Annotated in this window: 14 protein-coding genes; 11 read left to right on the plus strand and 3 right to left on the minus strand. The window is 35.2% G+C overall.

Annotation, left to right across the window (positions count from 1 at the left end):
• Window positions 1-33 precede the first annotated feature (33 nt).
• Window positions 34-246 carry an IS3 family transposase gene (locus tag WKT09_RS13750; protein WP_445323961.1) on the minus strand — a complete coding sequence of 71 codons (213 nt, stop codon included), beginning with the start codon at window positions 244-246 and terminating at the stop codon, window positions 34-36.
• 695 nt (window positions 247-941) lie between these two features.
• Here WKT09_RS13750 and WKT09_RS01760 point away from each other — a divergent pair.
• Window positions 942-2,015, plus strand: coding sequence for an undecaprenyldiphospho-muramoylpentapeptide beta-N-acetylglucosaminyltransferase (locus WKT09_RS01760; protein WP_340414375.1), 1,074 nt, complete (start codon window positions 942-944; stop codon window positions 2,013-2,015).
• A 225-nt stretch (window positions 2,016-2,240) separates the two neighbouring features.
• On the opposite strand, the gene WKT09_RS01765 is transcribed toward WKT09_RS01760, so the two are convergent.
• Complete coding sequence (locus WKT09_RS01765; protein ID WP_340414376.1) at window positions 2,241-2,807, minus strand: beta-class carbonic anhydrase; 567 nt, start codon at window positions 2,805-2,807, stop codon at window positions 2,241-2,243.
• A gap of 166 nt (window positions 2,808-2,973) precedes the next feature.
• On the opposite strand from WKT09_RS01765, the gene WKT09_RS01770 reads away from it, so the two are divergent.
• Complete coding sequence (locus WKT09_RS01770; protein ID WP_340414377.1) at window positions 2,974-3,834, plus strand: S1 family peptidase; 861 nt, start codon at window positions 2,974-2,976, stop codon at window positions 3,832-3,834.
• On the opposite strand, the gene WKT09_RS01775 is transcribed toward WKT09_RS01770, so the two are convergent.
• On the minus strand, window positions 3,797-4,045 hold the full coding sequence (locus WKT09_RS01775) for a YhdB family protein (protein WP_336267343.1): 249 nt from the start codon (window positions 4,043-4,045) through the stop codon (window positions 3,797-3,799). The two genes, WKT09_RS01770 and WKT09_RS01775, sit on opposite strands and share 38 nt — an antisense overlap.
• 144 nt (window positions 4,046-4,189) lie before the next feature.
• Here WKT09_RS01775 and WKT09_RS01780 point away from each other — a divergent pair, with 144 nt between their 5' ends.
• The 9 genes from WKT09_RS01780 to WKT09_RS01820 all read left to right on the plus strand — a co-directional run bounded on the left by WKT09_RS01780 (window position 4,190) and on the right by WKT09_RS01820 (window position 11,377).
• Window positions 4,190-4,984: a YhcN/YlaJ family sporulation lipoprotein gene (locus WKT09_RS01780; protein WP_340414378.1), complete on the plus strand. Its 795-nt coding sequence runs from the start codon at window positions 4,190-4,192 to the stop codon at window positions 4,982-4,984.
• Between the two features lie 92 nt (window positions 4,985-5,076).
• Window positions 5,077-6,447, plus strand: coding sequence for a dipeptidase (locus WKT09_RS01785; RefSeq protein ID WP_340414379.1), 1,371 nt, complete (start codon window positions 5,077-5,079; stop codon window positions 6,445-6,447).
• Between the two features lie 19 nt (window positions 6,448-6,466).
• On the plus strand, window positions 6,467-7,228 hold the full coding sequence (locus WKT09_RS01790; protein WP_340414380.1) for a (S)-benzoin forming benzil reductase: 762 nt from the start codon (window positions 6,467-6,469) through the stop codon (window positions 7,226-7,228).
• A gap of 98 nt (window positions 7,229-7,326) precedes the next feature.
• Window positions 7,327-7,428 carry a YjcZ family sporulation protein gene (locus WKT09_RS01795; protein WP_340414381.1) on the plus strand — a complete coding sequence of 34 codons (102 nt, stop codon included), beginning with the start codon at window positions 7,327-7,329 and terminating at the stop codon, window positions 7,426-7,428.
• Between the two features lie 129 nt (window positions 7,429-7,557).
• Window positions 7,558-8,310: a type I methionyl aminopeptidase gene (map, locus tag WKT09_RS01800; RefSeq protein WP_340414382.1), complete on the plus strand. Its 753-nt coding sequence runs from the start codon at window positions 7,558-7,560 to the stop codon at window positions 8,308-8,310.
• 52 nt (window positions 8,311-8,362) lie between these two features.
• Entirely contained in the window at window positions 8,363-9,076 is a 714-nt protein-coding gene (locus tag WKT09_RS01805) for an AzlC family ABC transporter permease (RefSeq protein WP_340414542.1), read from the plus strand.
• Window positions 9,077-9,370, plus strand: a complete 294-nt coding sequence (locus tag WKT09_RS01810) for an AzlD domain-containing protein (RefSeq protein ID WP_340414383.1) — start codon at window positions 9,077-9,079, stop codon at window positions 9,368-9,370.
• A gap of 500 nt (window positions 9,371-9,870) precedes the next feature.
• A complete protein-coding gene (locus WKT09_RS01815; protein ID WP_340414384.1) occupies window positions 9,871-11,079 on the plus strand; it encodes an MFS transporter in 1,209 nt (402 codons plus the stop codon).
• A gap of 64 nt (window positions 11,080-11,143) precedes the next feature.
• Window positions 11,144-11,377, plus strand: a complete 234-nt coding sequence (locus WKT09_RS01820) for an IDEAL domain-containing protein (protein WP_340414385.1) — start codon at window positions 11,144-11,146, stop codon at window positions 11,375-11,377.
• Window positions 11,378-11,418 lie beyond the last annotated feature (41 nt).

Genomic DNA, 11,418 nt, shown 5'->3' on the forward strand with positions numbered 1-11,418 from the left:
ATAATATAGATTACCTAAAAATCACTCCTCTAGTTAATATAGTACAATATGGGCAGTAAAATGATATCCATATTGGTGAAGTAGTGCAAAAGCTATGCCAACAATAAATAAAGACTCTGAACTGCCCCTAATAAGTAGACAGTGGAAATAATAAAAAATTAATAAAGCGGCTTTAGTTCTGAATTCAATAGGACTAAGGCTGTTTAGTTTTTCTTTATATCTTTCATGGTTGTAAAATAAATATATTCATCAATCGCTTCGTAGAGTTCCGTGAATGTTTCATTTTTGTGTAAATAATATTACTCACATTTTAGTGTTCCCAAAAACGTCTCTATGGGGTCATTGTCAATATATTTCCCTACTTGAGACATGCTATGTGTTATTTGTGCATTATCTATATGGCGTTTAAAACCCTTAGATGTATACTGATACCCACAATTACTATGAATAAGGGGATGCTCTCCATCTAATTGATTCACTGCACCCTCAAGTGTGTTAAAGACAAGTGCATTATTATCGATGGTGATGAAAGTTGCCAAAATTGAATCTGTGATACGTAGAAAGAGAAAAATACAGACATTCAAATACAGATCATATTGCTAAAAAACCGAATGAAAAATAGGTAACGGATGGCTCTTGTAAAAAAACAAGTGCTATTTTAGATTTGTATGATGGTTCGATTATATGTTATGTATTAGGGCAACCATTTATAATAAACAGTTCTAGAAACACCAACAATGTCACATAATAAAACAACGCTAACTTATCCGCTTCATGTGACTCTTTAATAGCTATATATTTGGCTCAAATCTTATTTGGGTTAGAAATTTTATTGAAAAAATATGATAAATAGATTATTGTTAGTAATGGATTAACCGTATAAATAAGAAAAAGCATACATACATTTGTACAGAATGAAAAATTAGGAGAGAGAATATATAATGCAGGAGAAAAGTATATTATTTACTGGTGGAGGAACTGCGGGCCACGTTATTGTAAATTTAGCACTTATACCATACTTTCATGAGCAAGGATGGAAAATTAGTTATATCGGTTCTAAAGACGGAATTGAACGTGAATTAGTTGAAGATATTCCATATGTTGATTATTATCCTATTTCAACTGGGAAATTAAGACGTTATATGTCGATTGAAAATTTTAAAGATCCATTCAAAGTATTAAAAGGAGTTGTAGATGCAACGCGTGTAATACGTAAAACAAAACCACAAATTATTTTTTCAAAAGGTGGGTTTGTTTCTGTCCCAGTTGTGATTGCGGCAAAATTAAAACGCGTACCAACGATTATTCACGAATCGGATCTAACTCCTGGATTAGCGAATAAATTAGCATCCCCTTTTGCGAAGAAAGTTTTAACAACGTTTCCTGAAACAGTCAAATATATTAAGGGGGACAAAGCGAAACATGTCGGTGCTGTTGTGCGTGAACACTTATTTACAGGTACACGAAATAGTGGATACGAATTAACTGGATTTAAGGAAGGAAAAACGACCTTACTTATTATGGGTGGGAGTATCGGTTCCCAAAAAATTAACGAAATAATTCGTGAAAATTTAGATACTTTATTAAAGACATATCAAATTATTCATATATGTGGAAAAGGCAATGTGGATGAGACACTTAATAGGGTAGGTTATGTACAGTATGAATATGTGCATGATGAATTAAATGATCTATTTGCGATTACAGATATCGTGTTATCACGAGCAGGATCAAACGCTATTTTTGAATTTTTGGCAATGAATATTCCGATGTTATTGGTTCCATTATCATTAGCTGCTAGTCGTGGCGACCAGATTGATAATGCGAAATCATTTGAACGTCAAGGGTATGCACATGTACTCTTGGAAGAAGATATGACAAATAGCACTCTCCTGCAAGCTATAACAAGATTAACAGAAGAGGCGGAAACTTTAAAAGGAAATTTACAAGTAGAAAATAGTGAAGTTGCTCGTCGTGAAGTGATTCAACTTATTGAGTCGATGGCCAAAAAATAAAAATAAACCTTTCATAGAAAAATATCTGTGAAAGGTTTTTTATTGAAGATCCTGGACGATTCATATTTTATCAAAACAATCGATTTTTTTAATTAAAGGTCCATGTATTGTCTAGACCCATTTCTAGAGAAGCAAATCATAGGGCGTAATACAGTTTATCAAACATTAAAAAAGGATTGGGGCGTAAAATATTCATACGATTTTATGTCCCAATCCTTTTGTTATTTATTTTGCTTTTTCTCTGTCGATGGATACAATGTCCACTTTTCCTGTATGTGGATCAATAACTAGTCCGTGTACTAATACGTGTGCAGGAAGTAATGGATGACCACGGATAATTTCTACACTTTGCGCAATAGATTCTTCTACTGTTTCAAAACCATGAAATTCCTTATGGAAGTCAATACCAGAATACTCTAAAGCATTAAATGTCTCATCGGTAATTCCTTCTGAACGCATTTTTTCCATTAATGCTTTCGTATCAACGCAAGACATCCCACAGTCATGATGCCCAATCACAACAACCTCTTCTGCTTGTAAATTGTACACAGCAACTAAAATACTCTTCATAATGCTGTCAAAAGATTTACGAATAATTGCTCCAGCATTTTTTACCATCTTTGCATCTCCATTTTCGATGTTTAATGCTTTTGGTAAAAGTTCCACTAAACGTGATTCCATACAAGTGAAAACGACCATTTTCTTATTTGGAATCGATGTCGTTAAAAATTGTTCATAATTTTTATTGGCCACGAAATTTTCATTATATTCTAGCATTTTTTCTATTTGCATCTAGGGCACTTCCTTTCCAAAATCGTATAACAATCATATTATATCACAACAAAATAAATCTGTATGTTCATTACATTTAGGAATATTGTGAATGAAACGAAAATAAGAAATATTTAATATGTCATGGTAAAATAGATAGTAGTAAACGAATAGCGTGGTGATACGATTGACAGATAAAGAAAAAGAAACAAATCATCATGAAAATGAACAAGAAAAAGATATATATGAGGACAATATTATAGATGAAGATTTGTATGAGGAGTTTGAGGATGAAGAACTGTATGAGCTTGTACAAGAAGCACGAGAAAAAGCACTTGAAAGAGCGCGGATAAGGGAAGAAGAAAAGAAATCATACAGAAAGTTACCGCGTACATTTTATTGGTTAATTGCATTATTTTTGATGATGAATGTGCTCGCATTTTTACCACAAACGATTTCTATTCCAGCAGTTGAATTTATTAAAACGAGTGCAAAATTGTCGAAACAGGAGAATATTAAGACGTATAAAAAATCGGTTGTCGTAATCGAAACAGATGGAGGAAGTGGAACGGGTTTTTCCATTAATGAGCAAGGCGATATTTTAACGAATTATCATGTTATTGAAGGGTATCATAAAGTAACTGTAGCATTTCCAGAAAAAGGACTACATGTAGGAGAAGTGGTGGAAACGTATCCAGAGATTGACTTGGCATTGTTACGATTAGAAGGAGATGATACTTTTCCATATTTACCATTAGCGAAAGAATTCGTTTTACATGAAGAGGAACATATTTATTTTATCGGTAATCCGCTCAGATTTACTGGAATTGCAAACGAGGGAAAAGTACTCGATTATATTTCAGTAAAGAAAAAGCCATTACCTGTCGTCATGATGGATGCACCGGTATATCGGGGAAATAGTGGAAGTCCAGTAATTAATGAGGATGGATTAGTTATAGGTGTCGTTTATGCGACATTGGATCATGACGAAGCAGGCCGAGTTGGTTTGTTCATTCCGATTGATTACTTTGACATGTATCGTAAGTGAGAATCGTTTTTCGAAGTGCGTGATGAATATAAGAAAGTAAACAATGGTAATGAAACATAATATGTTTTTGTTCTATCGTGTAATAATACGCATATAAAAATCGATGAATTTTCTTTTCTAAAAAATGATCATCTGTACGTAACATCGTTATAAATAAACTATCCCAGTTATTCGCATGGACATCATATAATGACTTTTCATATTCAGTCATCGTATTCGCCTCCTTTTATATGTTAATATGAGCAAATAGATGAAAATGTTACTTGTATATGTGTGACAGAAATTCCATTTAATGTACTACATAAATCCTCTTTGTCGTTTCATACTAAAAGCAAAACGAAAAGGAGGATAAAACATGAAATGGAAATCGTTTTTCGTCATATTTACGGCATTTGTTTTAGTCGGGTGTGGAGGGATGAGCACGAAGGATGAAGAAAAGCGTCCTGCAAATAATGGAGATAAGACGATAGAGAATACACGATTTGAAGGCGACCAAGTAAGAAAAACACGTGACAACGATCGTAACCGAAACAATATCGGTGAAAATGTAAGCGACCGTTTAGAAGACAGAAATCGCCATAGTAATAATCGTGCATCAAATAATCGTCAAGATGAATATGATGTGTCAAAAGAAGCAGCAGATAAAATTGTTGCAGAAATCCCTGACATCGAACGTGCCTACGTATTAACATCTAATCGTAATGCGTATGTTGCAGCCCAGTTAAATCGAAATGATTCAACAGAAGGAGATCATATTGCCAAAAATGATCGCCAAAATAATTCTACTGGAATGAATGTTCGAAATACCAATGATCGTAATGCAAAAAGCCGTACTGTAAATGAAGGCGATGCGAACGATCGTGGCACGGATAACCATATGGCGAACAAAAGAGATATTGACACGAATCGTTATGATGATGACCGTCAAGTCGAATCAGACGAAGTAAGCGATCAAGTTAAAAATAAGATCGCGGACATCGTTCAAGACGTGGACAATGATATTGATAATGTTTACGTATCAACAAGTCCAGACTTCTTAGATTTAGCGAATAATTATATAACAGATATGGATAATGGAAAACCAGTTCGTGGATTTTTTGATCAAATTGGTAATACGATCGAACGAATTTTCCCACAAAATAAACCATAAAAGTGAAGAAAAAACGAGTTTTTTAAGAACTCGTTTTTTCTTTTTGCATAATATGGTACGATATGAAGGATAGCTTGAAAGGATGATGAATGATGACTAAAAACGTATTACAATACATAGAGGAAAATCGCTCCCTTTTATTAGATGAATTAACGGAATTTTTAGCTATTCCTAGTGTGAGTACAGATAATTCATATAAAGAAGAGGTTACACGTGCAGCATGCTTTGTAGAAAAGTATTTAAATGAAATAGGATTTTCCAATGTTACTCAAATGGATACATCTGGTCATCCACTCGTATATGGGGAATATGTAGAAGCAGGGCCGGATAAGCCGACAGTGTTATTTTATGGACATTATGATGTTCAACCGGTGGATCCCCTTGATGAGTGGGATAGTGACCCATTTGAAGCGGTCATAAAAAATGAACGTTTATATGCACGCGGTGCAAGTGATGATAAAGGACAAGTTTTCATGCACTTAGCAGTTTTGAAAGCATATATGAAAGCAGAAGGATCTTTACCGATTAATGTGAAGGTATGTATAGAAGGAGAAGAGGAAATCGGTAGTGAAAATTTATACGACGTGTTGCAAGCGAAAAAAGAATTGTTTCAAGCAGATCTCGTCGTTATTTCTGATTCGGGAATGGTTGCTAAAAATCAACCGACAATTTTATATGGTTTAAAAGGGTTTACCGGTATTGAAATTCATGTAAAAGGGCCTAACCAAGACTTACATTCAGGGCTTTATGGAGGAGCTGTTCGAAATCCATTAATGGCTTTGGCACATATTTTAGCTTCGATGAAAAGTGAAGAGGAAGTAGTACTTGTCGACGGATTTTATGATGGTGTCGAAGGGTTAACAGAAGAAGAACGTGCATTAATCGCAGCGGTAAAAGGCGAAAATTACGAAGAAACGACTGGTGTGAAAGAGACCGTATCTGAAAAAGGGTACGATGCTAAAGAACATACGATGGCACGTCCAACGTTTGAAATTAATGGGATGTATGGTGGATATCAAGGAGAAGGGTCTAAAACAATTATTCCTGCAACAGCAACAGCGAAAATAACATGTCGTTTAGTACCAGGGCAGGACCCAGATCATATTCAACAACTATTGAAAGAACATGTCGATAAAGTAGCACCATCTGGTGTGGAGGTAGAAGTACATTTAGAGAAACTTTCTTCTAAGGCATATAAAGTGGCACCAGATCATCCGTACATACAGTTAGCAGCAACATGTTATGAGAAAGCATTTGAGAAAGAAGCTGTGTTCGTCCGTATGGGAGGGTCTATTCCTGTCGTAGAATGGTTAGATGAAATTTATCAAATTCCAATTATTTTATTAGGATTTGGTACACCAGAAGATCGTCTCCATTCACCGAACGAAAGCTTCCCATTAGATAGTTTTGATAAAGGAATGGAGACAATTGCATATTATTGGCATGAACTTGGTAATATGTAAAAGATGAGAGGGGATTACGATGACAATTGCAATTGTAACAGGGGCATCAAAAGGATTAGGAAGATCCGTTGCTAAGTTTTTATTGGAGTCGAATATTGATGTGTTTGGTGTAAGTAGGACGAATGATGAATCATTGGAGGAGGTTGCAGCACAAAGCAGTGCCACATATACTTTTTTTCCTACAGATTTGGCAAATATGGAAGATGTAAAAAAGACGATGGATCAAATAAAAGAAAAAATCTATGCCATAGATGGTTTATCTCAAATATATGTCGTCAACAATGCTGCAGTCGTAGAACCAATAAAAAAGTCATTGCATATTTTACCAGAAGAATTAATGACACATTATCAGGTGAATGTATTAGCACCAATGATCTTGATGAATGAATTTTTACATGTATCAATGAAACAAGGCTTTCAAGTGATTGGAGTAAATGTGACGAGTGGTGCAGCAGAATCACCATACTATGGTTGGAGTGCTTATTGTAGTTCAAAAGCGAGCTTAAACATGTATACAAAAACGGTTGCATTAGAACAAGAAAAATTAGGAACGAATAATAAAGTATTTGCCTTCAGTCCTGGAAAAATGGATACAGAGATGCAAGGGGTCATTCGTTCAACAGATTATGAGCATTTTGTTGATGTAGATACGTTTAAACATTATAAACAGCAAAATGCTTTATCAGACACAGAAGTGGTTGCCTCTGTGTTAACAGACATTTTGACAGATGCCGCAACGATTGAAAATGGAAAAGTTTACTATGTAAGAGATTATTTTTAAGGAGTTCTATTGTCTATAGTCAATCGCCCTAACTTCTTTTATGGATATTCATATGTTGTTAGTACATGAAAGACATAGAAAGAAGGAGGTTATTCATAATGAGTAACGTAGGGTATGCAGGTGGTTATTCCATCGTATTAGTGTTATTTATTTTGTTAGTAATTGTAGGGGCAATTTATATTGGACGAAATTACTGTTAAGGCTGAAAGAAAAGGGCTAGTATCTATTGCTAGTCCCTTTTTTATGGAAGTTCATTTTTTATAAAAAAATGCTTATTTTATGATAAACTTAATAAAGGTAAAAATTTAAACTGAAAGGGTGTACGTTCAGTGATTACACGAAAAAGTAAACGTGAAATTGAAATGATGCAAGCAGCAGGAGATTTGCTTGTAAAAACACATAAAGAAATTGCGAAAATGATTAAACCAGGTATTACAACGATGGAAATTGATCATTTCGTTGAGGAGTTTTTAAGAAAACATGGAGCAACACCTGAACAAAAAGGTTTCCAAGGGTATAAATATGCAACATGTGCCTCGATTAATGATGAAATTTGTCATGGTTTTCCTAGAAATGAAAAATTAAAAAACGGTGATATTGTTACCATTGATATGGTCGTTAATTTAAATGGTGGGTTAGCAGACTCTGCATGGACATATGAAGTAGGAGAAGTAGATGAAAAAGGAAAACGTCTTATGGAAGTAACTAAAAAGGCGTTATATTTAGGAATCGAACAAGCACAGGTTGGAAATCGTATTGGCGATATTGGTCATGCGATCCAAACGTATGCAGAAGGGGAAGGTTTTTCTGTTGTACGTGAATTTACAGGCCATGGTATTGGACCAACGATTCATGAACCACCACATATCCCGCATTTCGGTGAGCCGAACAAGGGGATACGTTTAAAAGAAGGTATGGTTATTACAATTGAGCCGATGATTAATGAAGGCGATTGGAAAAGTAAAATGGATGACAATGGATGGACAGCTCGTACAATTGATGGTGGACGTTCCGCACAATATGAACATACATTAGCAATCACCAAAGATGGTCCAATCATCATAACAGAACAAGACGAATAATTTTTCGCCGTTCATATTGGAGGGTCTGAAATTGGCAAGTGAGATAAAACAAATGGAACCATCTGAACGAAGACAAGCCGTAGCTATGTTTCAAGAAGGAATTCAAGCTGGGTTTCCGATTATTTTAGGCTATATTCCGGTTGCGATTACGTTCGGTGTTCTCGCAGCACAATCTGGCATGTCTTTAATAGAAATTACGTTAATGAGTGCTCTCGTATATGCAGGTGCTAGTCAATTTATGGGTGTAAATATGATTGCCGCAAGTGCAGGCATGATAGAAATTGTCGTTGCGACATTCGTATTAAACTTCCGACATTTTGTCATGAGTTTATCTTTTATGAATGAAGTTCGGGATAGTTTTTCATTCAAAGGGAAGCTCGGTCTTTCTTTAACATTAACAGATGAAGTCTTTGCAGTATCATCGATCCGCAATGAAAACATACATAAAAAACATGGCATTTATTTTTATTTAGCGATTTATATTATTGCTTATTTAAGTTGGGTGTTTGGCTCTTTTTTAGGTGGTTTATTAGGAGAAGTCATCCCCGAACAATTAAGCCAAAGTATGGGAATAGCTCTGTATGCCTTATTTATAGGATTGCTCATTCCGACTGTGAAAAAAGAAATAAAATTCGGCTTTATAGCGATTTTTGCGATGCTCATAAATCTTATAGCGAGTCAATTTTTAAGTAGCGGTTGGGCAATTGTTCTCGGAACAGTGGTCGGTGGATTAAGCGGAGTTTATCTTTTAAAGGAGAAAAAATAAATGGTACTCTTCATTATTATTGGGATGGCGTTAGTGACGATTATTCCACGTATTATCCCTGTATTTATCGTCAATAAGTTAATGTTTAAAGAGTGGATTAATAATTGGCTCAGGGCAATTCCATATGCTGCATTAGGTGCACTTATTTTTCCAGGAATTTTATCTGTCATCGATGGCAAGCCACATATCGGGATTTTAGGTGGCATCGTTGCGGTTATTTTAGCATATGTTGGATTAAATGTTGTCATTGTTGTAGTTGGTGCAATTGCAACGGTATTTTTATTAACGATGTAATGATATAACTGTAAAAGTCTTGCGTAGATTGCGCGAGGCTTTTTTTGGTTGTTGATGCTGTGGAGCATTTTATCGTCCTTGGAAAAGGAGAAATTGCGATTTGAAGTGCATTGGGGTTTTCTATCGTCCTTGAAAAAGGGAAAATCGCGAATTTGAGGACGCTGGGATGTTCTATCGTCCCTGAAAATAGAAAAACCGTAATTTCAAGGACGCTGGAGAGCTCTACCGTCCCTGAAAACAGAAAAATCGTAATTTCAAGGACGTTGGAGAGCTCTACCATCCCTGAAAATGGAAAAATCGCGATTTCAAGGACGCAAGGTCCAGCCCGGCGTCTTCAAAAAAGAAAATCACAAATCCTAGTGTGCTAGTTCATCTTCTTTTCCCACCGAAAAAAACCACCCCATCCCATATCCATCCCAAATTTGAATGCGATACACGAATAGAAAAATACCATTGGTGCATAATACCATTACTTCTGTCGAAAAAGGAGCAGCAATGTTATGAAAACAATGGAAAGAGAAAAACGTTGGGCAATCGTCGCATTAGCATCTGTACCACTCATTATGACTTTAGGAAATTCCATGCTTATCCCAATTTTACCTGTAATGGAAGAAAAAATATCTATCTCTAAATTACAATCGAGTTATATTATCACTGTGTATTCCATTGTTGCAATCATTTGTATTCCAATCGCAGGTTATTTATCAGACAGATTTGGAAGAAAAGTGATTATCGTACCGGCGTTAATTATTGCGGGAATTGGTGGACTAATTGCAGGAATTGCAGCATGGAAAATGGAAGACCCTTTCACCTTTATCATCATCGGGAGAATTTTACAAGGAATTGGTGCCTCCGGTGCCATGCCGATTGTCTTTCCGTTAATCGGGGATATGTTTAACAAGGAAGAAGCGAGTGCTACGCTCGGTGTAATTGAAACATCCAATACAGTCGGAAAAGTGCTAAGCCCGATTTTAGGGGCTGCACTAACAGCAGTCATATGGTTTTTACCATTTCTAGCTATTCCATTTTTTTGTGCGATTTCGCTATTACTAATTATTTTTTTAATTAAAAAGAAGGAAGAAAAAGAAGAGGAAAAAATTACGTTTGCAACATATTGGGGAAAAGTGAAAAAGACATTTCAAGCACATAAAAAATGGCTCATTGCAATTTTTATTATCGGAGCAATTTTAATGTTTATTTTATTTGGTTTTTTATTTTATTTGTCGAGCCTTCTCGAGGATGATTTTCACATAAAAGGCGTGAAAAAAGGACTGTTATTAGCTATTCCACTTTTAGCGTTGTCGATTGCATCTTACATAACTGGAAAGAAAATTGGAAACGATATTGTAAAAATGAAATGGATTATTTTTATCGGTACTGTAATTTCTGGTGCTTCCGTGACAGTTTTATCGCTAGAACGTCATTTTATTTACGTTATTGTTATTTTTTTAGTATGTGGAGCAGGGATTGGTATTGCACTTCCATGCTTAGATGCGCTTATTACGAATAGTTTAGAAAAGAATGTATTAGGTGCGATTACGTCCATCTATAGTGCCATGCGTTTTATTGGTGTTGCAGCAGGCCCTCCAATCATTGCAATTTTAATGAAAAAGACGATTATTTCTATCGTCATATTATTTACATGCTTAGCAATTATTACCGCAATACTTGCATTTGTTTGTATTAAACCGGAAACGAAAAGTATTTAATTATTGCAATAATTCAGATAATTGTGCATAATATATGTAAAGGAGCTAAAAGGGGGCGTCTTCCATGAAAAAGCAAAAGACAAACTATCAAATTTATCGTTACAAAGGAAAAATGTTGGAGGCTAAAAAGGAAGCACCGTTCGATATTTCCATAACGGCTCGTTTACTATTAGACCAACTTTGTTATGAATGGAATAAAAAGCATCTTCAAAAGCAAATTGACATTGCACTTGATGAAGGTGATCACGATAAATTTATGCAGTTAAGTGAACAATATCGTTCTTATTTATTACATTAATTTGGAACGTGTGTGGAGATATGGACTTGTGCCATATCTCT

The organism is Pseudogracilibacillus sp. ICA-222130, from assembly GCF_037892545.1.
Lineage (GTDB): Bacteria > Bacillota > Bacilli > Bacillales > Amphibacillaceae > Pseudogracilibacillus.